General features: G+C 71.1%; 17 protein-coding genes and 1 pseudogene. 9 read left to right on the forward strand and 9 right to left on the reverse strand.

What is annotated here, in order from left to right:
* Window positions 1-55 precede the first annotated feature (55 nt).
* Both OO60_RS12280 and OO60_RS12285 read right to left on the reverse strand, forming a co-directional pair.
* Window positions 56-985, reverse strand: a complete 930-nt coding sequence (locus tag OO60_RS12280; protein WP_033261377.1) for an esterase/lipase family protein — start codon at window positions 983-985, stop codon at window positions 56-58.
* A 213-nt stretch (window positions 986-1,198) separates the two neighbouring features.
* Window positions 1,199-2,248, reverse strand: a pseudogene (locus tag OO60_RS12285) (acyl-CoA dehydrogenase family protein); the annotation flags it as partial.
* Between the two features lie 106 nt (window positions 2,249-2,354).
* On the opposite strand from OO60_RS12285, the gene OO60_RS12290 reads away from it, so the two are divergent.
* Window positions 2,355-4,031, forward strand: coding sequence for a class I adenylate-forming enzyme family protein (locus tag OO60_RS12290; protein WP_004560628.1), 1,677 nt, complete (start codon window positions 2,355-2,357; stop codon window positions 4,029-4,031).
* Between the two features lie 170 nt (window positions 4,032-4,201).
* Here OO60_RS12290 and purE read toward each other — a convergent pair whose 3' ends face one another.
* The 5 genes from purE to OO60_RS12315 all read right to left on the reverse strand — a co-directional run bounded on the left by purE (window position 4,202) and on the right by OO60_RS12315 (window position 9,355).
* Entirely contained in the window at window positions 4,202-4,699 is a 498-nt protein-coding gene (purE, locus tag OO60_RS12295) for a 5-(carboxyamino)imidazole ribonucleotide mutase (protein WP_004560627.1), read from the reverse strand.
* Window positions 4,700-4,713: 14 nt separating this feature from the next.
* A complete protein-coding gene (locus tag OO60_RS12300) occupies window positions 4,714-5,898 on the reverse strand; it encodes a 5-(carboxyamino)imidazole ribonucleotide synthase (protein ID WP_004560626.1) in 1,185 nt (394 codons plus the stop codon).
* Window positions 5,899-5,911: 13 nt separating this feature from the next.
* Window positions 5,912-7,120, reverse strand: a complete 1,209-nt coding sequence (locus OO60_RS12305; protein WP_004560624.1) for a glycosyltransferase 87 family protein — start codon at window positions 7,118-7,120, stop codon at window positions 5,912-5,914.
* A complete protein-coding gene (locus OO60_RS12310) occupies window positions 7,095-8,438 on the reverse strand; it encodes a glycosyltransferase 87 family protein (RefSeq protein ID WP_004560622.1) in 1,344 nt (447 codons plus the stop codon). The genes OO60_RS12305 and OO60_RS12310 overlap by 26 nt, the downstream gene beginning before the upstream one ends.
* Before the next feature lie 71 nt (window positions 8,439-8,509).
* Window positions 8,510-9,355: a hypothetical protein gene (locus tag OO60_RS12315; protein WP_033261379.1), complete on the reverse strand. Its 846-nt coding sequence runs from the start codon at window positions 9,353-9,355 to the stop codon at window positions 8,510-8,512.
* Between the two features lie 270 nt (window positions 9,356-9,625).
* On the opposite strand from OO60_RS12315, the gene OO60_RS12320 reads away from it, so the two are divergent.
* The 6 genes from OO60_RS12320 (at window position 9,626) to OO60_RS12345 (ending at window position 16,230) form a co-directional block, all read left to right on the forward strand.
* Window positions 9,626-11,833, forward strand: a complete 2,208-nt coding sequence (locus OO60_RS12320; protein ID WP_033261380.1) for a sigma-70 family RNA polymerase sigma factor — start codon at window positions 9,626-9,628, stop codon at window positions 11,831-11,833.
* Between the two features lie 90 nt (window positions 11,834-11,923).
* Entirely contained in the window at window positions 11,924-12,451 is a 528-nt protein-coding gene (locus OO60_RS12325; protein ID WP_033261381.1) for a GtrA family protein, read from the forward strand.
* Between the two features lie 226 nt (window positions 12,452-12,677).
* Window positions 12,678-13,982, forward strand: a complete 1,305-nt coding sequence (locus tag OO60_RS12330) for an MFS transporter (protein WP_033261382.1) — start codon at window positions 12,678-12,680, stop codon at window positions 13,980-13,982.
* The gene (locus OO60_RS12335; RefSeq protein ID WP_003105244.1) at window positions 13,979-14,827 is read left to right on the forward strand and encodes an NAD(P)H-binding protein; all 849 of its coding nucleotides are present in this window, start codon (window positions 13,979-13,981) and stop codon (window positions 14,825-14,827) included. Before OO60_RS12330 ends, OO60_RS12335 begins: the two co-directional genes overlap by 4 nt.
* A gap of 21 nt (window positions 14,828-14,848) precedes the next feature.
* Window positions 14,849-15,493: a response regulator gene (locus OO60_RS12340; RefSeq protein ID WP_003105242.1), complete on the forward strand. Its 645-nt coding sequence runs from the start codon at window positions 14,849-14,851 to the stop codon at window positions 15,491-15,493.
* A 104-nt stretch (window positions 15,494-15,597) separates the two neighbouring features.
* Window positions 15,598-16,230: a helix-turn-helix transcriptional regulator gene (locus tag OO60_RS12345; RefSeq protein ID WP_003105240.1), complete on the forward strand. Its 633-nt coding sequence runs from the start codon at window positions 15,598-15,600 to the stop codon at window positions 16,228-16,230.
* Here OO60_RS12345 and OO60_RS12350 read toward each other — a convergent pair.
* On the reverse strand, window positions 16,227-17,510 hold the full coding sequence (locus OO60_RS12350; protein WP_003105232.1) for an ATP-binding protein: 1,284 nt from the start codon (window positions 17,508-17,510) through the stop codon (window positions 16,227-16,229). The two genes, OO60_RS12345 and OO60_RS12350, sit on opposite strands and share 4 nt — an antisense overlap.
* A gap of 3 nt (window positions 17,511-17,513) precedes the next feature.
* Window positions 17,514-18,209: a response regulator transcription factor gene (locus tag OO60_RS12355; protein WP_003105231.1), complete on the reverse strand. Its 696-nt coding sequence runs from the start codon at window positions 18,207-18,209 to the stop codon at window positions 17,514-17,516.
* A gap of 42 nt (window positions 18,210-18,251) precedes the next feature.
* Here OO60_RS12355 and hisN point away from each other — a divergent pair, with 42 nt between their 5' ends.
* Together hisN and OO60_RS12365 are read left to right on the forward strand one after the other, a co-directional pair.
* Window positions 18,252-19,037 carry a histidinol-phosphatase gene (gene hisN / locus OO60_RS12360; RefSeq protein WP_003105229.1) on the forward strand — a complete coding sequence of 262 codons (786 nt, stop codon included), beginning with the start codon at window positions 18,252-18,254 and terminating at the stop codon, window positions 19,035-19,037.
* 134 nt (window positions 19,038-19,171) lie between these two features.
* The gene (locus OO60_RS12365; protein ID WP_003105221.1) at window positions 19,172-22,435 is read left to right on the forward strand and encodes a GH92 family glycosyl hydrolase; all 3,264 of its coding nucleotides are present in this window, start codon (window positions 19,172-19,174) and stop codon (window positions 22,433-22,435) included.
* The last annotated feature ends 22 nt before the right edge of the window (window positions 22,436-22,457 follow it).

Genomic DNA, 22,457 nt, shown 5'->3' on the forward strand with positions numbered 1-22,457 from the left:
CACCGCCGGAGCCGGAAGGGGCCCCGGCGGTGGGTTATGTCTCATGTGGCGAAGCTCAGCTGATGACGGGCGCCACGGGCACACAGGGCGGCGTCTTGGCGTGCGCGGGATCAAGGGCGTTGAGCACGAGCCCGGCGGCGACGGGGTCGTAGGTGATCCCGAGGTGATCGGTGAAGTCCAGCACGCAGACGTTCTGCAGCAGGATGTTCTTGACGTTCGGCCCGGGCGCGAGGAAGGCGCTGGTGTAGGGAGTGACGACGTCGTCGTACCGGGTCTGGATGACGGTGTACTGAATCCCGGGCACGGTCTCCCCACCGGCGTTGAGATCGGCGAGGAAGTCCGACCCGACGGCCTGGTCGTTGCAGGCCTGGCAGACGGTCCCGAGCGCGGCGGGCACCCCGGGGATCATTTCGAGGGTGCTGAGCAGCCCGAAGAGATCGGTCCCGTGGTTGGAGGGAGAAAGCCCGACAACCCGGCTGATCTTGCCGGAGCCCCCGAGGTACTTGATCCAGTACCGGACGTTCATCCCACCCTGCGAGTGCCCGACGACGTCCAGTTTCGAAGCCCCGGTAGCGGCAAGGATCCGGTCCCCGAAGGCGGCAAGCGCTTTCGCGGTATCGGCAACGGGTCCCACGGTCTGCAGGAAGGCCCCCGGAGCCCCACCGAAGTTCCCGGCGAAGACGCAGTAACCGGCGGAGGCGAGCTTCTGGGACAGGTTGGCCCAGTTCTCATAGGCGTTGGCGGTGGTCCCGTTGGAGAGAAGGACGGGGTTGGGATGCGCCACGGAAGGCTTGCACCCCCAGTCATTGGCCCCAGGAGGAGCAAGGGTGGGATCCCCGAGAGAGTAGACGGCAGCGGCAAGGATGTTGGGCTGAACAGGCCCAGAGGGCTCCCGTTCAGCGGCGTGGCCGGCCCCGGCCCCCAGAGCAAGCAGCCCCACCGCAGCCGAAAGAGCCACGACAAACCTGCGCGACAGTGCACCCATCCGTTTCACCTCTCTGTGAACCGACGGTGACCAGCATCACCAAGAGGCTTAACGCACAAGTAACTTAGAAGAAGCTCACCCTAGTGAGTGATTCCCCACCCCCAAACCCAGACGTACGCACCCAACCCGACCGAAGCGGCACCCAGACCCCCCGCAACCCCGATCCGAAGCCAAAACACGGCCGGCCGCAGGTTGTCAAGGCATCTTTCCCGCCTTGACATACCCAGCCCCACCAAAGAGCTGAACAGCATCGGTAGTAACTTCCATGGCAATATCGGACGCGTAAGCCTTAGCCGCCGAAGCCATGAACCCAGCCCGCTTGTCTCCCCGCTCGGAAGCAGCAGCAGAGGCATAGACCAAATGCCGAGCAGCCTCGATCTTCGTCCCCATATCGGCAAGCATGAACTGAACACCCTGAAACTCGGAAATCGACTTGCCGAACTGCTTGCGATCCTTGACGTAAGCCACCGCCGCGTCGAGAGCACCCTGAGCAATACCAAGAGCCTGAGCCCCAATGGTCGGCCGAGTGTGATCCAAGGTCCGAAGAGCAGTCTTCAACCCAGTACCAGGCTCACCGATGATCCGATCCTCGGGAATGGTGCAGTTCTCGAAGTAGACCTCCCGAGTAGGAGACCCCTTGATCCCGAGCTTCTTCTCCTTCGGCCCCACCGAAAAGCCCGGGTCATCCTTGTGCACGACAAAAGCCGAAATCCCGTTGGCCTTCTTCTCGGCATCAGGGTCGGTAACAGCCATAACGGTGTACCAAGAGGACTCACCGGCATTGGTGATCCAAGCCTTGGTCCCGTTGAGCACCCAGTGATCCCCATCAAGCCGAGCCCGAGTACGCATGGAAGCGGTGTCCGACCCGGCCTCACGCTCCGAAAGAGCATACGAAGCCGAAGCCTCACCAGAAGCGATAGAAGGCAGCACAAGCTTCTTCAACGACTCCGAAGCCGAAAGAATAATCGGCTGAGTACCGAGCTTGTTCACCGCCGGGATCAGCGAAGCCGAAGCGTCGACCCGAGCCACCTCTTCGATCACGATGCAGGCACCGACCGCGTCCGCACCCTGCCCGTCGTACTCCTCACCGATGTGGACGGCGTTGAACCCCGACCTGACGAGCGCGTTGTACGCCTCGATCGGATAACGCTCGTTCTCGTCGACCTCCGCCGCGTACGGCGCGATCTCCTTCTCGGCCAGGGCCCGGACCGCGGCCCGCAGCTCCTCGTGCTCCTCGGCAAGCTGGTACAGGCCGTCGGTCACTTCCGGTCACCTTCTCTGCAACGTCGGGAGGGGATCAGTCGATGTTAGCGCTCGTTCACCTGCGTCGTCCTTGTGGCGTTGACCGCAGAATTCGTATGGTCGAGTGATGCCGATCACCGCGCCGACGACGCCGCCCGGTCTGCCCGCCTCCCTCGACTACCCCGACGTCCCGGTCGGTTCGATCCTGGCGGCGGGTGCCGCGCGCTGGGGCGACCGGACCGCCTTCGCCCACGACGGCCGGAGCCTCACCTTCACCGAGACCTACCGCGCCGCCTGCCGGTTCGCCAACGCGCTGCGTGACCGCGGCATCGGCCGCGGCGACGTCGTCGCCCTGCACCTGCCGAACTGCCTGGCGTTCCCGGTCGCCTACTACGGCACGCTGCTGGCCGGCGCGACCTTCAGCCCGGCGAACCCGCTGCTCCCGCCGGACGACCTCGCCTTCCAGCTCACCGACTGCGAGGCCGCGGCGGTGGTGACGTTCGGCCCGGCCGCGGGCGCGCTGGCGAGCGTCGCCGACCGCATCCCGGCCCGGTTCACCGTCGTCGTGGCCCCGGCCGGCGACCGGCCCGAGGGCGCCACCGAGTTCGAGGCGTTCGCCGCGGACCAGCCCGAGACACGCCCCTCGGTCGAGGTGGCGACGGCGGAGGACCTCGCCCACCTCGCCTACACGGGCGGCACCACCGGCCGGTCGAAGGGCGTGCGGCTGTCGCACCGCAACGTCGTGGTCAACACCCTCCAGCACGCCTGCTGGAGTTCGGGCTCGGTCCCGGCGCTCGACGCGCACGGCGACGTCACGCTCGACCAGATCGGCAGCGAGGACGAGTGGCCGGCCCGCCTGGGCACCGGGGTCGCGATCAACCTGACGCCGTGGTTCCACGCGATGGGCATCATCGGCGGCCTGAACGCGGCGGTGATCGCGGGCACGACGATCGTCCTCCATTCGAGGTTCGACCCGGCGGCCTACATCGCCGACGCCGAGCGGCTGCGGATCACCGGCATCGGCGGTGCCCCGGCGTTGTTCGCGGCCCTCCTCGCGACCCCGTCGTTCCACACGGCCGACCTGTCGTCGGTCCGCGCGATCGGTTCGGGCGCGGCACCGATGAACCACGCGATGATCAACGCGCTGCGCTCCCGCTTCCCCGACGCGACGATCACCGAGGGCTACGGCCTCACCGAGGCGACGATGGGTGCGGTGATCTCACCGACGTACCGCTCGGGCACCCGCAAGGTGGGTTCGGTGGGCGTCCCCATCTTCGACACGCAGGTCAAGCTCGTCCCGGCCGAGGGCGGCGAGGACCCGCTGCCCCCGGGCGAGAAGGGCGAGGTCTGCCTGCGCGGCCCCCAGATCATGCTCGGCTACCGCAACCGACCGGAGGAAACGGCGGCGGCCCTGGTCGACGGCTGGCTCCACACGGGCGACATCGGCATCCTCGACCAGGACGGCTACCTGTCCATAGTGGACCGCAAGAAGGACATGCTCCTGTACAAGGGGTACAACGTGTTCCCCCGCGAGCTGGAGGAGCTCCTGATCACGATGCCGGGCGTCGCGGCGGCCGCGGTGGTCGGCCGCCCCGACCCGGAGGTCGGCGAGCTCCCGGTGGCGTTCGTGGTCCCGCGGGGCGCGCTGGACGCGGACGAGCTGATGACCGCGGTGAACGAGAAGGTGCTGCCGTACAAGCGGTTGCGCGAGGTCCACGTGGTCGAGCAGATCCCGGTCTCCGCGGCGGGGAAGGTGCTCAAGCGCGAGCTGCGGCAGCAGCTGATCGGCAAGCTCGACAGCTGACCGGCGCGGCGCGCGCGGACGAGACTTCCCCGGCCACCCGTGCGCCACGAGGCATCACGTGTGCGCCGAGGGGCATCACGCGTGATCCGAAGGGCATCGCGCGTGATCCGGGAGGCATCACCCGTGATCCGAAGGGCATCGCGCTGATGCCCTCCGGCTCGCGCGGGCGGCTAGTGGCCTGTTTTCTCGCGGAGGGATGCGTCCTTGTCCAGGACCAGCTTCTCCAGGTCCGCTTGGAAGCTTGCCATTTTTGCGCGCAGGCCCTCGTCCGATGCCGCCAGGATGCGGACCGCCAGGAGGCCCGCGTTGCGCGCGCCGCCCACCGAGACCGTGGCCACCGGGACGCCCGCCGGCATCTGGACGATCGACAGCAGTGAATCCATGCCGTCCAGGTACTTCAGCGGGACCGGGACGCCGATCACCGGGAGCACCGTCGCCGACGCCACCATGCCCGGCAGGTGGGCCGCGCCGCCCGCGCCCGCGATGATCACCTTGAGGCCGCGAGACGCCGCCGAGGTCGCGTAGTCCAGCATGCGCTGCGGGGTCCGATGCGCCGAGTAGACGCCGACCTCGTACTCGACGCCGAACTCGTCCAGCGCCGCGCCGGCCGCCTCCAGCACCGGCCAGTCCGAGTCGCTGCCCATGATCACGCCCACCTGCGGCGCCATACCCGTCACTCCCGTCAGTGGATCTCGTAGCCGTCGAGCCAGACGGCGTGGGACAGCCAGTGCGCCGACAGCAGCGCGCGGTTGCGCAGGTCCTCCATGCGCTCGCCGGTGAAGTTGACGTGGCCGAGCTTGCGGCCCGGCCGCTCCTGCTTGCCGTAGAGGTGCACCCGGGCCTCCGGGTACCGCGCGAACAGGTGGTGCAGCCGCTCGTCCGGGCTCATCTCGGGCAGCTCCGACGCACCCAGGACGTTCGCCATCACGCACGCCGGCGCGATCAGGTCCGTCCGGCCCAGCGGGTAGTCGAGCACCGCACGCAGGTGCTGCTCGAACTGCGACGTGCGCGAGCCGTCCATCGTCCAGTGCCCGGAGTTGTGCGGGCGCATCGCCAGCTCGTTCACCAGCAGCCCGGTGTCCGTCTCGAACAGCTCCACCGCCAGCAGCCCGGTGACGTCCAGCGTCGACGCCACGCGCAACGCCAGGTCCTGGGCCTCGTGCACGCGCGAGTCGTCCAGCCCCGGCGCCGGCGCCAGGACCTCGGTGTTGATGCCGCCGGTCTGCACCGTCTCGACCACGGGGTACGCCGCGCCCTGGCCGAAGGGCGAGCGGGCGACGAGCGCGGACAGCTCCCGCCGCATCGCCACCTTCTCCTCGACCAGCAGCGCCGTGCCCGCCTCGAGCAGCTCCGGCACGGTCTCGCGGGCGTGCTGCGCGGTGTCCAGCATCCAGACGCCGCGGCCGTCGTACCCGCCGGTCGACGCCTTGAGCACCACCGGCCAGCCGTGCTCGCCGCCGAAGGCCAGCACGTCGTCCACAGTGGACACCTCGGCGAACGCCGGGCCCGGCACGCCGAGGCCGGCCATCATCTCGCGCATCACCAGCTTGTTCTGCGCGAAGCCCAGCGCCGACGGCGCCGGCCGGATGACGAAGCCCTCCATCGCCAGCGTCAGCAGGTGCTCGCCGGGCACGTGCTCGTGGTCGAACGTGAGCACGTCCACCGAGGCCGCGAACTTCCGCAGCGCGTCCAGGTCGGTGTGGTGCCCGAGCGTGACGTCGCCGGCGACGAGCCCGGCGGCTTCGTTCTCCCCCGCGGCGAGCACGCGCAGGGACTGGCCGAGGGAAATCGCCGCCTGGTGGGTCATCCGGGCCAGCTGGCCGCCGCCCACCATGCCCACGACGGGCAGACCGGTGTGTTTGTCCATAGCGCCGATCAGCCTAAACGGTCACGAGGCCGGTCGAGCGCCGGACCAGGCGAAGCTCACGCGCCGCCAGCCCGAGGATCCCGCCCGCCGCCGCGAGCACGTAGACGTTGCCCAAAACCGACCACCCCAGACCCCAGCCGAACTCCGTGTTCCCGCCGTTGGGCACCAGCATCACGACCTGCGAGGCGAACAGCAGCGCGACCGCCGCCGCGGCCCACCACCGCGCCTTGACCACCAGCAGCGTGATCAGGGGCACGCACCAGACCCAGTGGTGCGACCACGACACCGGCGACAGCAGCAGCCCGTAGAACGCCGTCACGAGCAGCGCGCCCGCGTCCTCACCACGCCGGTGCAGCCGCACGACGAGCCACACCGCTGGCACGGCCAGCACCGCCGCCACCCCGACCGCCACCGCCAGCGACCAGGACGCCAGCGAGGAAGCCCGGTTGACCAGCCCGTTCAGCGACTGGTTGAAGATCCAGTGCACCGACCCGACCCGGCTCGGGTCGGTCGCCGAATCCCGCCAGAACCGCGCCGCGTCGACCGGGATGACCGCGAACATCACCGCTTCGAGCGCCACGAACGTGCCCAGGGCCCGCAGCCCGTCCTTCCACCGGCCCGTGAAGAACAGGTGCGGCACGAAGATCAGCGGGGTGAGCTTGATCGCCGCCGCCACGCCGATCAGCACGCCCGCCCAGCGCGACCCGCGCGCAGAGAGCACCAGGACGTCCAGCACCACGAACGCCATCAGTATCAAGTTGATCTGGCCCAGGAACAGCGTCTTCCACACCGGTTCCAGAACCAGAGCGGCGGCCGTTCCCGCCGGCAACGCCCACCACCTTCTTCCCAGAAGGGGTGTGCGCCCCGGCGGCGACGAAACCACCGTGATGACGACGATAAGACCCACCACCGACAAAACCGCGATCACGCCCCAGACCAGGCCCGATGGCACCAGGGCGAGCGGCAGGAACAGCGGCGCGGCGGCCGGGGTGTAGGTGAACGGCAGCCGCACCCAGTCCGGCAGCGCGGTCAGCACGTCCCGCGTGTAGAGCGGGTCGCCGTGCACCAGCGTCAACGCCCCCGCGCGGTAGACGGCGCTGTCCGCGCCCAGGTGCCAGCCCGCGAGCCACACGACCACCCCGAAGCCGAGGACGAGAAGCACGAGAACCCCGGCGAGAACGCGGCCGGTACGCGCCTCAGACGCCGGCGGGGACGTCGACATCCGCGGCCGCCTTCTTCCGCGCCCGCCGCTGCAGGCCCCAGCGCAGGGCCAGCGCCGCGGCCAGCACGACCGGCATCAGGATGTAGGCGTCCCCCAGCACGTTCTGCCACACCTTCCAGTGCAGCTCGACGTTGCGGCCGTTCGGCAGGATCAGCAGCACGCAGCTGACGAACACGAACGCCACCAGGCCGGTCCCCACCCAGCGCTTCCACGCCGTCTTCGGGGTGGTCTTCGGCAGCCGGGAGACCAGCAGCACGATCAGCGGGATCACCCACACCCAGTGGTGGGTCCACGAGATCGGCGAGATCAGCAGCGTCCAGAACGCGGTGACGAGCAGCGCGGCCAGCGCTTGGCCCTTGCGGTGGAACCGCATGAGCAGCCACAGCGCCGGGATCGCCAGCAGGAAGCCGATGCCCATGGCCGCCTTCGACGCCCACGGCGCGAGGTCGGTGGCCCGGTTCATCAGCGCGTTCAGGGACTGGTTGCCCGCCCAGTGCACCGGCCCGATCCGGCCGGTGTCGGGCAGCGTCACGGTCCAGTACTTGGCCGCGTCGTGCGCGTTGATCAGGAACATCAGGCCCTGGAGCAGCACGAACGTGGCGAGCCCGCGCAGCGCGTCCTTGCGGCGGCCGGTGATGAACAGGTGCCCGAGGAACACCAGCGGCGTCAGCTTGATCGCCGCCGCGACGCCGACCAGCACGCCGCCCCACCGGCTCCCGCGGGCACCGATGACCAGCATGTCCAGCAGGATCATGGCCATCAGGATCAGGTTGATCTGGCCGAGGAAGATCGTCCGCCACACCGGCTCGAGGCCGAGGAAGACCAGGAAGAACACGATGGTCGAGCGGGCGGGCGAGGCCCACCAGCGCGGCCCGTCGGCGGCCGGGCGGGGCAGCGCGCCGATCGCGATCCGGATCGACAGCGCCATCGCCCCCAGCGAGACGGCCGTGATCAGGCCCCAGGAAATCTGCGTCGGGAACGCCGCGAGCGGGACGAAGATCAGCGCGGCCGTCGGCGGGTAGGTGAACGGCAGCAGCGCCCACCACGGCTCGTTGGGCAGGGTGTTGGCGTCGTAGAGCGAGTCGCCGTGCAGCAGGGTCAGCGCGCCCGCGCGGTAGACCGCGCTGTCCACGCCCAGCACCCAGTCGTGCTGCCAGCCGTAGATGCCGTACCCGATCGCGACCAGCGGGATCACCGAAAGGATCAGGATCGACCGCGGGCGGACGGAGAGGCGGGCGAGTGACTTCCGCAGGGCCAGCCGGTGCAGGGGTCTGGCCGCGACTTCGCCGTCGACGTCGGTGGGTACGGTCCGGGTCACCCCATCAGGAAATCATGACCGGCCCCGTCCAGGTCAGAAGGGTCCGGGCGAAACCGGACTTTTCCGGTGTTCTACGCGCGTGCCAGGTGGGCCAGCAGGTCACAGGCCAGCTCGTGGGTGGCCGGCAGGCGCACCGCCGACACGCGAGGCCTGCCGACGTCCGCCAGTTGCGAGTCGACCGACAGCCGCTCGTGCAGCGCCCGGCGCAGCGCGACGCCGTGCGAAGCGACCCGCTCGTCCTTCGGGACCAAGGCCGCGACGACGGACGGCCCCAGCGAAGCGACGCTCTGGCCGCTGTCGAACACCGTCCGCAGCGCGTCCGCGACCATGATCATCCCGGTCAGCCGCGGGAACCCGGCGACCGCGGTGAGGTCGAGCGAGACGACCAGCAGCACGTGGTCGTCGGCCGCCGGCCGCTCGCGGGCGGCCGCGGCGCGGTAGACCTCCGCGAGCCGGGTGCGCAGGTAGGCGGCCGTCGGCAGGCCGGTCAGCGGGTCGGTGACCTCGGTGTGCACGAGCTGGTCGGTGGCGACGTCCGCCCAGGCCAGCGCGGTGGTCCGGAGCAGCCGGGCCGGTGCGGCGTCGACGTCGGGCGCGACGAACCCGTCGCCGTCGTGGCCGAGGACGGCGTGCAGCGCGGCCAGGTCGGCGAGGGTCTCCGCGAGCCCCGCCCCGGCCGCCGCGCGGGCCCTGGCCAGGCCGGCCAGCGCGGTCTCGGCGGCTTCGACCCGGCCCTTGGCCATCACGGCCGCGCAGACGGCGTCGACCTCGGGCAGCGCCCAGTCGCTGGGGAACCGCCAGCCGGCGGCCAGGCTGGCCGTGCGCCAGCGCGCCCGCAACGCTCGCAGGGACGCATCGCGGTCGGCCTTGGCGGGCGGCGTGTCTCCCGAGCCGGGGCGCGTCGCCGGAACATCCACAGGCCACCCGCCCCTTTCGTCCGGTTCGCAACGATCTTGCTCGGTGCTTCACGGTGAGGACGTCGGCTGACGGACACCGTGACGCGTACTGACCAGTTTTTGTCTCGGAGCTTTTCCGCGACGCAACCCGGGGGTGGGTGATTTCGCTCCGCCGTCGGAGTCATCACCCCGACCACGACGTGACCGGCCGGGGTGGGTCAGTCACACTTGTCTCGCGTCCCGGATCCGCCTGTAATGGCAGGTCCTGGCTCTAGCCGACCGAGGAGTGCCGTGTCCACCGTTCCCGCCGATCTCAGCGGAAAGAGTGACGCCGAGCTGATCGCGGACGTCCGGTCCGGGCGGCTCGCGTCGTACGGGACGCTCTACGAACGGCACACTGGTGCAGCGCACAATCTGGCCCGCCAGCTGGCCCGCTCGAGCTCCGAAGCCGACGACCTCGTGTCCGAGGCGTTCGCCAAGGTGCTCGACACGCTCCGTGGTGGCAAGGGCCCGGACACCGCCTTCCGGGCGTACCTGCTGACCGCGCTGCGTCACACCGCGTACGACCGCACCCGCAAGGAACGGCGAGTCGACCTCAACGAGGACATGACCGAGGTCGGCGGCGCCGCGGCCGAAGCGCTGACCGTGCCGTTCTCGGACACCGCGGTCGCCGGGCTGGAGCGGACGATGGCCGCGCAGGCGTTCGCGCGGCTGCCGGAACGCTGGCAGGCGGTGCTCTGGCACACCGAGATCGAGCAGCAGAGCCCGGCCGAGGTCGCGCCGCTGCTGGGCCTGACCGCGAACGGCGTCTCCGCGCTGGCTTACCGCGCCCGCGAGGGGCTCCGCCAGGCGTACCTGCAGGTCCACCTGCAGGAGAACGCCGAGGAGCGCTGCCGCGCCTGCGCCGAACGGCTCGGCGCGTGGACCCGCGACGGCCTGTCGAAGCGGGAACGCGCCCAGGTCGAGAGCCACCTCGACGAGTGCGAGAACTGCCGGGCGCTGGCCGCGGAGCTCGCCGACGTCAACGGCGGCCTGCGCGCGATCATCGCCCCGATCGTCCTGGGCGGCGCGGCCCTCGGTTACCTCGCCACCATCGGCGCCGCGAAGGCGAGCGCGGCCACGGCGGCGGCCGCGGGTGCGGCGGCCGCCGGAGCCGCGGCGGCCGGCGGCAAGGCCGGTGGGGCCGCGGGCGCCGCCGCCGCCGGGCCCCGCCAGTTCGCCGGCGTCGCCGCCTCGGGCGCGGCGGTCGTCGCGGCCGTCGTCCTCGCGCTCACCCTGGGCGGCGGGACGCAGAACATCCCGGTCGCCGCCCAGGTGCCGCCGCCGTCGGCCCAGCCCGCCGAACCGCCGGCCCCGAAACCGCAGCCACCCGTCCCGCCGGCGCCACCGGAACCGCCGGCCCCGCCGTCGGTCGAGCCCGCCGCACCGCCGGTCGAGCCCCCGGCCCCGCCGCCACCCGCGCCGCCGTCGGCCGCACCGCCGTCCCCGGCGCCGGCCCCGCCCGCCCCGGCGCCGCCGTCGATGTCCGCGACGACCCCGCCGGACGGCGTCCTGCTCAGCCCGGGCACGGCGGCGAACCTGCCGATCACCGTCCGCAACGACGGCGGCAGCCCGTCCGAGCCGGTGGCCGTCGCGCTGAACCTGCCGCGGGGCGTGCACGCCGTCGACACCGGCGGCGGCGGCGCGCCGATGGCACTCGCGCAGGCCGGCGGCCCGATCTCGGTGAACTGCCCCGGCGGCGAGGGCACGGTCACCTGCAAGACCGGGTCCGGCCTGCAACCCGGCCAGAGCGCGACGCTCAACTTCCGCTTGCAGGCCGACGAGGACGCCGAAGGCGGCACGGTCACCGGCTCGGTCACCGCCGGCGTGCAGATTTCCGTCAGCGTGAGCGTCAAGGTCACCGTGAAGCAGCCGCCGGACGGCGTGGTCCTGGAAGCGCAGGGCGACGGCCTTTCGGCGTTCCCGTGGACCCGCAACCCGCTGGTCTACGTGCGGGTCCGCAACACCGGCGAGACGACGAAGCCGGTCACGGTCACCTTCGACCACCCGCTCTGGCAGTGGTGGAGCCTGCGCGCCTTCCCGTGCACCCCGGACGGCAACGGTGCGAGCTGCACGACGAAGAGCGCGCTGGCGCCGGGCCAGCACGTCAACCTGTGGGTGCGGCTCAAGGGCCGTCCCGAGGACGGCCGGGTGACGATCACCGCCCAGCTCGGCAAGGCGTCGGCGAAGCCGGTCACGGTGGACTTCGGCTGCTTCCTCCGCTGGTGCGACCACCACCCGGTACCGACGACGACGCCGTCGACCACACCGGCCAAGCCCACGAAACCGACGTCGCCGAAACCGACGCCCACTCCGCCGGTGACCACCAAGTCCGAGCCGACGACCGAACCGCCGACGTCGAGGACCACGACGAGCGCGCCCCCGCGGCCGAGCGGCAAACCGGGCGACCGGCCACCGACCGTCAGCCCCGAAAAAGCGTTCGGCTGGCTGACCGGTTAGCGGCGGAAATTACGCCGCCGATCCGGACATTCACGGCAGCCGGACCGCCTGGACCACTGGCCACCGCGGAGTTCTCCTAGACTGCGTGGTGTGACCGTTGTGGAAACCGTGCTCAAGCGCACGCCGGAGCCACTGCGTTCGGTGCTGATCAAGCACCGGGAGCTGCTGAAGTTCGCGATCGTGGGCGGCACGACGTTCCTGGTCGACAACGGGGTCTGGTACGCCCTGAAGCTGACGGTGCTGGAGCCGAAACCGACGACGGCGAAGGCGATCGCGATCATCGTCGCGACCATCGTGTCCTACATCCTCAACCGCGAGTGGTCCTTCCGGACTCGCGGCGGGCGCGAGCGGCACCACGAAGCGGCGTTGTTCTTCGTCATCAGCGGCATCGCGGTGGGGGTCAACCTGATCCCCCTGATCGTCTCGCGGTACGTGCTCGACCTCGAGGTCCCGCACGTGACGTTCCTGGTCCAGGAGGTCGCGGACTTCCTCAGCGGCTCGATCATCGGCATGCTGCTGGCGATGTTCTTCCGCTTCTGGGGCTTCAAGAAGTGGGTGTTCCCGGACGAGCTGGGCGAGCGGCGGCGGGACACCGACCAGGTCAGCCGCCTGCCCTGAAATGTACTTGTCTTCTGACATGTAGTTGTCTAGAGTCATCCTCGTCAGTGTTCCTCCGTGAAGACGCCGTCCGGGTTCGGCCGGGCGAGCGGGACGAATCCGAGGTGGTTTCCGAGCGCGAAGAGGTCGCATCCGTTCGCGGATGACGATGGAGCCTTTTCCCGACTCGACGGGACGTGCCTGACGCACGTCCGCCTCATTCGTCCCTTCTCCACGAGGACTTTTCTTGACCACTCTTGCGCCTCCGCGCGCTCAAAAAACGGCTCTCACGGGCCTGTTCCTGTCCGTTTTCCTCGGCATGCTCGACGCCCAGGTCGTCGCCACCGCACTCCCCCGGATCGCCGGTGAGTTCGGCGGGACCGGGGCGTACGCCTGGGTCACCACCGCCTACCTGCTCGCCGGCAGCGCCACCGCGCCGCTGTCCGGCAAGCTCGGTGACGTCTTCGGGCGCAAACGCGTGCTCCTGGGGGCCCTCGCCCTCTTCCTGCTCGGTTCGCTCGCCTGCGGCCTGGCGCCGTCGGCCGCGTTCCTGGTCGCCGGCCGGGTCCTGCAGGGCGCCGGCTCCGGCGGCCTCTTCGTCTCCGTCGGCGCTTCGCTCGGCGAGATGTTCACGCCTCGCGAAGGCGCGAAGTACTTCGGGTGGTTCTCGATCTGCTTCGCCGTCTCTTCGCTCGCCGGCCCGGTCGTGGGCGGCCTCCTGACCGGCGTGGCCGGCTGGCGGTCGATCTTCCTGGTGAACCTCCCGCTCGGGCTCGTCGCCCTGGCCTGCCTCATACGCCTCGACCTGCCCAGACGGCGCCGTGCAGCGCCGTTCGACTTCGCCGGGGTGGTCCTGCTCGGCGTCGCGATCACCGGGTTCACCCTGCTGACGCCGTGGTCGGCCGCCCTCGGCGCGGCTTCGGCCGTCGCGTTCGTCTTCGTCGAACGCCGAGCCGAAGCACCGGTGCTGCCGCTGCGGCTCTTCCGCGACCGGACGTTCAGCGTGTCGATCGTGCTCAGCGTGCTCGCCGGGTTCGCGTTCCTCGGCTCGGTGAACTACATCGCGGTGCTCCTGCAGGCCGACGCCGGCCCGGCGGAAGGCGGGCTGCGGCTGGTGCCCATGACGCTCGCCGTGGCGGCCGCCTCCCTCGTCACGAGCAAGGTCATCGCCCGCACCGGCCACTACCGGTGGGCGCCGCGGCTGAGCATGGCCCTCGGCCTGCTCGCGGTGCTCGGCCTGCTCACCCTGCACGGCCTGCCGGCCACCCTCGGCTGCCTGGTCGTCTTCGGGGTCGCGGCCGGGCTGAACATGCAGGTCCTGGCCATGGCCACGCAGAACACCGCACCCCCGGCCGACCGCGGCGCGGTCGCCGCCGGCGTCAACCTCGCCCGCGCGCTCGGCTCGGCCCTCGGCCCGGTCGCGCTCGGTGTCGCCTACATCGCCGGCACCCACGGCGTGTTCCTCGCCCTGCTGCCCGTGCTCGCCCTCGGGCTCGTGACAGCGCTCGCCCTTCCCCACGTTCCGCTCAACCGCCAGGAGAACTCCCGATGATCTTCGTACTCGGTGCCACCGGCAAGGTCGGCCGCGCCCTCGTCCCCGCCCTGCTCGACGCCGGTGCCGGCGTCCGCGCCCTGACCCGCGACCCGGCGAAGGCCCGCATCGACCCGCGCGCCGAAGTCGTCCAGGGCGACCTCGACACCGCGGACCTGCCCGCCCTGCTGGCCGGCGCGGACCGCGTGTTCGTGCTGACCCAGGGCCACAGCGCCGACCGCGAAGCCGCGGTCGCGCAGGCCGCCGCCCAGGCCGGTGTCACCCACCTCGTCAAGCTGTCCACCACGGGTGTCCACTTCGGACAGACAGACCCGATCACCCGCGCCCACGCCGAAGCCGAGCAGGCGATCCGCGAAGCGGGTCCCGAGTGGACGATCCTGCGGCCCGGCGCCTTCATGGACAACCGGTTCGCCTGGCTGGGTTCGATCCGCGAGGAGAACGCGGTGTACGTGCCCGAAGGCGACCCGGCGTCCGCGCTGGTGCACGTCCGGGACATCGCCGCGGTCGCCACGCTCGCCCTCACCACGTCCGGCCACGAAGGCGCGACCTACGAGCTCACCGGCGGCGAAGCCCTGACCACCGAAGCGCAGGTCGCCATCCTCTCGGAGGCGATCGGCCGTCCCGTGCGGTACGTCGAAGAGCCGGAAAGCGCGGCCCGCGAGCGCATGATGCGCAAGTACGGCTGGCCCGCCGAAGCCGTCGACGGCTTCTTCGCGCTCAAACGCGAGTCCGCCGCGCACGAGGACGTCGTCTTCGACACCGTCGAACGGGTGCTCGGCCGCCCGCCGCGCACGTTCGTGGCCTGGGCACGGGAGAACGCGTCCGCGTACCATCACCAGGAGTGACGGGGCGGAGGTGAGGGGCGGATGAGCGACCTGCGCGTCCTCGTCGTGGACGACCATCCCCTGTTCCGGATCGGCGTGGGCACGCTGCTCGCCGCCGAACCCGGGATCGAGGTGGTCGGCGAGGCCGCCGGCGGCACCGACGCGGTCGCCTCCGCCGCCGCCCTCCGCCCGGACGTCGTGGTGATGGACCTGCACCTGCCCGACCTGTCCGGGATCCAGGCGACGCGGCTCATCGTGGCCGCGAACCCGGGCACCGGCGTGCTGATGCTGACGATGGCCGACGAAAGCGAGTCGGTCTTCGCGGCGATGCGCGCCGGTGCCCGGGGCTACCTGCTCAAGGACGCCGAGCCGGACGAGATCATCCGCGCCGTGCAGGCGGTCGCCCGGCGGGAAGCGATCTTCGGTGCCGACATCGCGAACCGCGTGCTCGCCTTCTTCAACCAGCCGCCGGCCACCGAGCCGGTGTTCCCCGAGCTGACCGGGCGCGAGCGCGAAGTGCTCGCGCTGATCGCGGCCGGGCACAGCAACGCCGTCATCGCCCGCACGCTGTGCCTGAGCCCCAAGACCGTGCGGAACCACATCTCGAACGTCTTCGCCAAGCTGCACGTCGCCGACCGGGCCGAGGCGATCGTCCGCGCCCGGGACGCGGGCCTCGGCCGGTCCTGAGGGGCGGCCGCCCGGGCAACTTCGGGACCCCGGTCCCATGCGCCCGGGACAGCGGAGCGGGCAGGCTGGACAGCCTGCACCGTTTCGAGGGGAAATGGGGAACGATGTTCGAAACCGACCGGACCCCGGTGGTCGTCCGCGCCACCGATCCGATCCTGCACAACGGCGTCTGCCTGACCCTGCGTTCGCGCGACGACGTCCGGGTGGTGGACGGGGACCCGCCCGACCCGGCCCTGGTCGCGCTGCTGGTCGCCGACCGGCTCGACGAACCGATGACCAAGCTGCTGTCCGCACTGCACCACCAGGGCTTCACCAAGATCGTCCTGGTCGCCGGCGAGGTCGACGACAACGAGATCCTCAACGCCGTCGAGCACGGGGTCTGCGCGGTCGCCCGCCGCGCCGACGCCGGGCCCGAGGTGCTCGTCCGGCTGATCAAGGCGGCCGCGGCCGGGGAGGGCGCGCTGCCGCCCGACCTGCTCGGCCGGCTGCTCAACCGGGTTTCACGGCTGCAGCGCCAGGTGCTGCAGCCGCGCGGCCTGCGCCTGGGCGGCATGAGCGACCGGGAGACCGAGGTGCTGCGGCTGGTCGCGGCGGGGTACTCGACGCAGGAGATCGCCGACGAGCTGTGCTACTCGCAGCGCACGGTGAAGAGCATCCTGCACGACGTGACCAACCGGTTCCAGCTGCGCAACCGGTCGCACGCGGTCGCGTACGCCCTGCGGGAGGGGTTGATCTAACGCGGGACGCGCTCGGCGGGCCAGCGGACCTCGGGGACGTCGCTGGGCCGGGGCACCTTGAGGAAGAGGCTGAACACCGCCGGACGGCGGTTCGACAGTTCGAGGCGGCCGCCGTCCGCCTCGACCAAAGCCCGGGCAAGTGCCAGCCCGACGCCCGTCGAACCGCCGCCGGAGAACCCGCGTTCGAAGATGTGCGGGGCGAGCTCGTCGGGCACGCCGGAGCCGGTGTCGCTGACCTCGATCACCACCGTGCCTTCGGCGTCGCCGCGGCGGGCGATGAGGGTGACCGTGCCCGAGCCGTGCCGCAGCGCGTTGTCCAGCAGCACGCCGATGACCTCGCGCAGCCGGCCGGGCGTGGCCCGCGCCATCAGCCCGTCGGCCACCCGCGTGCGCAGGTTGCGGCCCTCCGAGCGGAGCAGCTCGCGCCACTCCTGCGCCATTTCGGGCAGCTGCGTGGGCAGGTCGACCGGTTCCGCGCCGACCTCGCGCGCCGCGCGGGCCGCCGCCAGCAGCTCGTCGAGGGCCTCGGCGAGCCGGTCGGCCTGCTCCTGGGCGGCTTTCGACTCGTCGGCGACCTCGTCGTCCGGGTGCACGGTGAGCGGCTCCAGCCGCAGCTGCAACGCCGTCAGCCGGCTGCGCAGCTGGTGCGAGACGTCCCCGACGAGCTGGCGTTCCCGCTGCACGAGCTGGGCGAGCGCGGTGCCGGAGGCGTCCAGGGCTTCGGCGACCATGTCGAGCTCGCCGACGCCGTAGCGGCTCGGGTCGGGCCGGAAGTCGCCGCCGCCGAGCCGGGCCGCGCGCTCGGCGACGTGCCGCAGCGGCTTCGCCAGGCGCCTGGCCGTCGCGATCGCCACCACCGCGCCGGTGCCCACCGACAACAGCACCAGGAGCACGACGACCAGCGTCACGGTGGTCTGCCGTTCGTGCATCGGACCGGCCGGGACGGCGATCTCCACCTTGCCGTCGCGGGCCAGGTCGGCCGTCTCGGTGACGGTGTCCGCGCCCGGGCTGCTGCCGTAGCGCTTCTCGGTCTGGCCGCTGGCGCGGACGGTGAGCAAGCCGTTCGCCGGAACCGCCGCGCGCACCTGGTCGAGGTCGATCTCCTGGCCGTTGGCGATTTCGGTGTCGAGGATCGCCGCCGCCGCGCGGGCGTTCTCCGCGAGCGTCTCGCGGTAGCTCGACTCGATCTGCCAGCTCGCCACGATGCCGAGCGGGATGCCCAGCACCGCCGCGGTGACCGCGACGGCCAGCAGGATGGCCAGCAGGATGCGGCGGCGCACGGCTTATTCGGCGTTGAAGCGGAAGCCGACGCCGCGGACGGTGGCGATCCGCCGCTCGCCGTCGTGGGTCTTGCTGGTCCGGCCCGCGGCTTCGTCGGCGGCGATGGCGAGCTTCCGGCGCAGCCAGGACATGTGCATGTCGAGCGTCTTGGACGTCTTCGACTCGAGGTCGTTCCAGACCTCGGCGAGGATCTCGTCGCGGCTGACGACCTGCCCGGCGCGGCTCATCAGCACGCGCAGCAGCTCGAACTCCTTGTTCGCCAGCTGGACCTCGTGGTTGTCCACGGTGACGAGCCGGGCGCCCAGGTCCATCCGCACGCCGCCGGCTTCGAGCACCTCGGGCACCCGGCGGCGCAGCAGCGCGCGGATCCGGGCCAGCAGCTCGGCGAGCCGGAACGGCTTGGCGACGTAGTCGTCGGCGCCCGCGTCGAGGCCGACGACGAAGTCGACCTCGTCGGTGCGGGCGGTGAGCATCAGGACGGGCAGCTCGGTCCCGCCGGCGCGGAGGCGGCGGCAGACCTCGAGGCCGTCCATCCCGGGCAGGCCGAGGTCCAGCACGAGCAGGTCGACGCGCTGGGCGGCGGTGGCGTCGAGCACCGAAGGGCCGTCGGTGACGACGTGGATCTCGTATCCCTCGCGTTCGAGGGCGCGGGAGAGCGGTTCGGCGATGGCCGGATCGTCTTCGGCAAGTAGGACCATGCTCACCTGGCCAACTCTACGGCGGAGAGGCGTGAAACCATCGTGACCGTGCCTGGCTACGGAGATGATCTGGCTCTCGCCACCCGGCTGGCTGACGCCGCCGACGCAATCACGACGGCGCGGTTCCGCGCCCTGGACCTGGCGGTGGAGCGCAAGCCCGACCGCACCCCGGTGACCGACGCCGACACCGCGGTCGAGGACGCGATCCGCGCCCTGCTGGCGGCGGAGCGCCCGGAAGACGCAGTGCTGGGCGAGGAGCGCGGCGGGTCGGCGGCGACCGGCCGCGCGTGGGTGCTCGACCCGATCGACGGGACCAAGAACTTCCTCCGCGGGGTACCCGTTTGGGCGACCCTGATCGCCCTGGTGGTGGACGGCGACCCGGTCGTCGGCCTGATCAGCGCACCGCTTCTGGGCCGTCGCTGGTGGGCCGCCACCGGATCCGGGGCTTTTTCGAGTGATTCCGCGGGTACCCGGCAGCTGTCGGTTTCGAAGGTTTCGTCCCTTTCGGACGCTTATCTGTCCACAACGGACTTGAACTCGTGGACCGAGTACCACTCCCGCGAGAAGTACCTCGGCCTCGTCGACGCCTGCTGGGAGACCCGCGCGTTCGGCGACTTCTGGCACCACGTGCTGGTGGCCGAGGGCGCCCTCGACGTCGCCGCGGAGTGCATCGTCAACCCGTGGGACGTCGCCGCGGCGCAGGTGATCGTCACCGAGGCCGGCGGCCGGTTCAGCGACCTGGACGGCGTCGCGCGCTACGACAACGGGAGCGCGTTGTCGACCAACGGCCGGGTGCACGAGGAGGCGCTCGCGATCCTCAAGCGGTAACCGGATGGGCCGCTCGGCGGGAACTTCTTGACCGGTCTGAACCACCGGTGGTTCACTCCCAGTGCTCGCCGGGTCACCCGGTCCGTTGACAACGTTGTCAGCCCGGGTCGCCCGCTCACTCCGGGAGGAAGAGCATGCGCAGAGTCGTCACCGCGGCTTTGATCGTCCCCCTCGTCAGCGCGGTCGCTCCAGCGGCCGCCGACACCACTCAGCACCGCGACCTCGCCGCCTACGTCAACCCGTTCGCCGGCGCCAAGGCCGGCGACACCCCCGAGACCAACACCTACGCCGGCGACACGTTCCCCGGCGCCGACGTCCCGTTCGGCATGGTGCAGTGGAGCCCCGACACGCCCCTGCAGCCCAAGCCACCCGCCGGCCAGGGCCGCTACTACGCCCGCGACCGCGACGGCGGCTACGCCTGGGAGGAGAACAAGCTCCGCGGCTTCAGCCTCACCCACTTCAACGGCGCCGGCTGCGGCGGCGCGGCCGGCGACGTGCCGTTCCTGCCCTTCGCGGGACAGATCTCGACGTCCCCCGCCGTCGACGCGACGAAGTACTTCCCCACCTTCAGCCACGCGAACGAGTCCGCGTCCCCCGGCTACTACAAGGTGACGACGGATTCCGGCATCACCACCGAGCTGACCGCGACCCAGCGCTCCGGCCTGGGCCGCTTCACCTTCCCGAAGAGCTCCCCCGCCACGCTGCTGATCGACGTCGCGCAGTCCGCGATGGGCAGCGACGACGCCTCGGTCACCGTCGACCCCGCGCGGCGGACCGTCGAAGGCTGGGTGTCCAGCGGGCACTTCTGCCGCGGCCCCAACACGTACAAGGTGTACTTCACCGCGTCCTTCGACCAGCCGTTCCGGACGTCCGGAACCTGGCAGAACGCCACCGTGACCCCCGGCGGCACCACCGCCCGCGGCGGCGACCTGAGCAAGACGACGTGGGACAAGCAGGTCGTCACCGCCGACGGCGGCTCCGGCGCCTACCTGACCTTCGACCCGGCGACGCCGGTGCAGGTGCGCGTCGGCCTGTCCTATGTGGACGCAGCCGGGGCCCGGCTGAACCTCGCCGCCGAGCAGCACGGCGCGCCCTTCGACGCCGTCAGGGCCGACGCGCGCCGGACCTGGAACGACCGGCTGCGGCAGATCGCCGTCGAGGGCGGCACGGACGCGGCGACCAGGACGTTCTACACCGCGCTCTACCACACGCTGCTGCAGCCGAACGTCTTTTCCGATGTGGACGGTCGCTACGCCGGTTTCGACAAGGCGATCCACCGGGCCAAGCCGGGTCACGCGCAGTACGCCAACTTCTCCGGCTGGGACACCTACCGCGACGAGGTCCAGCTGCTGTCGCTGCTCGCCCCGCACGAAGCCGCCGACATGGCGCAGTCGATGCTCAACCAGGCCGACCAGGCGGGCGGGATCTGGGACCGCTGGTCGCAGAACAACGACTTCATGGGCGTGATGGGCGGCGACCCGTACCACTCGATCATCGCCAGCACGTACGCCTTCGGGGCCACGGACTTCGACGCGTCGCACGCCTTGACGTCCATGGTCAACGGCGCCACCCGCGTCCAGCAGGCGGGCGAGCGCGCGCTCGAACGGCCGGGCCTGTCGGACTACCTGACGCTGGGCTACCACCCCAACAACGTCTCCGACATGCTCGAAGAGACGACCGCGGACTTCGGGATCGCCCAGCTCGCCCAGCGGCTCGGGGACGCCGGGACCTACCACCAGTTCATGAGCCGCGCCCAGTACTGGGAGAACGTCTACCACCCGGCCACGGGTTACCTGCAGACCCGGATGCGCGACGGCCAGTTCCTCTCGCCGTTCGATCCCGCGCAGTACCAGGAAATGCGCTACCAGGAGGGCAACGCGGCGCAGTACACGTGGATGGTGCCGTACAACGTCCGCGGCCTCTTCGACGCGATGGGCGGCGACGACGCCGTGAAGAAGCGCCTTGACTTCTTCTTCACGAAGCTCAACAGCGACGCCAGCTCGCCGTACGCGTTCATGTCGAACGAGCCGTCGTTCGAGGTGCCGTGGGAGTACGCCTACGCGGGTGCGCCGTCGAAGACGCAGGACATCGTGCGCCGCTCGGCGGAGCTGCTGTTCAAGCCCACCGAAGACGGCCTGCCCGGCAACGACGACCTCGGTGCGACGTCGGCCTGGTACGTCTTCGCGGCCCTCGGGATGTACCCGGAGGCGCCCGGACGTGCGGAGCTGGTGCTGGCCAGCCCGATGTTCCCGAAGATCACGGTGACGCGGGCGACCGGGCAGCGGATCACGATCACCGCCCCCGGCGCGTCCAGCTCGGTGAAGTACGTGCGGAGCCTGCGGGTGAACGGCAAGCCGAGCACGAAGCCGTGGCTGCCGGAGTCGTTCGCGGTGAACGGCGGCCGGCTCGACTTCACGCTCGGCGCGTCGCCGACGTCGTGGGGTTCGGGTGCCTCCGACGCCCCGCCGTCGTTCCGCGACGGCGAGGTTCCGGTACGCGGCCGCGTCGGCCCGGGGCGCGTGGTCGTCGCGCCCGGCTCCACGACCACGGCCACGGTCATCGCGGAAGGCATCACCGGGGCCGGCACGGTGTCGTGGGAGGCGAAGCCACCGCTCGGGGTCACCGTGACGCCGTCGAGCGGCACGCTCACCGTCGGCGCGCACGGGACCGCCACGCAGCAGGTGACGGTGACCGCGACCCGGTCGGCCGACGCGTACCTGAGCGTGCCGGTGACGTTCAGCGGGCAGCCGGTGCCCGCCTACCTGCCGGTGACGATCGGGCGGCCGGGGACGCTGCACGCGGCGAACACCAACGTCGGCGTCACCGACGACAAGCTGGTCCAGTACGGCGACTTCGGCGAAACCGACCTCTACCCCGGCGGGTTCGCGTTCTCGTACTCGGCGCAGGGGTTCGCCGCGAACGGCATCACGCCGGGCGGGACGGTGACCGTGAACGGGCAGCAGTTCCGCTGGCCGTCGAGCCCGACGGGGTCACCGGACAACGTGATCGCGGCGGGGCAAACGCTTGCGGTGAACGCCCCGCCGCCGGGCGCGACGAAGCTGTCGTTCCTCGGCGCGGCGACCGGCGCGGACGCCCAGGGGACGGTGACGGTCACCTACACCGACGGCTCGACGCAGCAGGGTCAACTCGGGTTGTCGGAGTGGCTCCTCAAGGGCGGTGACGAGACGCCGCAGTTCGGGAACACCGTGGTCGCGAAGGTGCCGTACGTGAACTCGGCGTTCCCGCGGTACATGTTCCGGCTGCAGCGGCCGTACACGTCGTACCTGTTCGCGACGGCCCCGATCGCCCTCGACCCGGCCAAGCAGGTCCGCTCCATAACCTTGCCCACCTCGACCGGCACGGGCCAGGCGCACATCTTCACCTACGCCCTGGGCTGAGTGGTCGTGAGTGGTAAGGCGA

Origin of the sequence: Amycolatopsis vancoresmycina, from assembly GCF_000716785.1 — a bacterium.
GTDB lineage: Bacteria > Actinomycetota > Actinomycetes > Mycobacteriales > Pseudonocardiaceae > Amycolatopsis > Amycolatopsis vancoresmycina.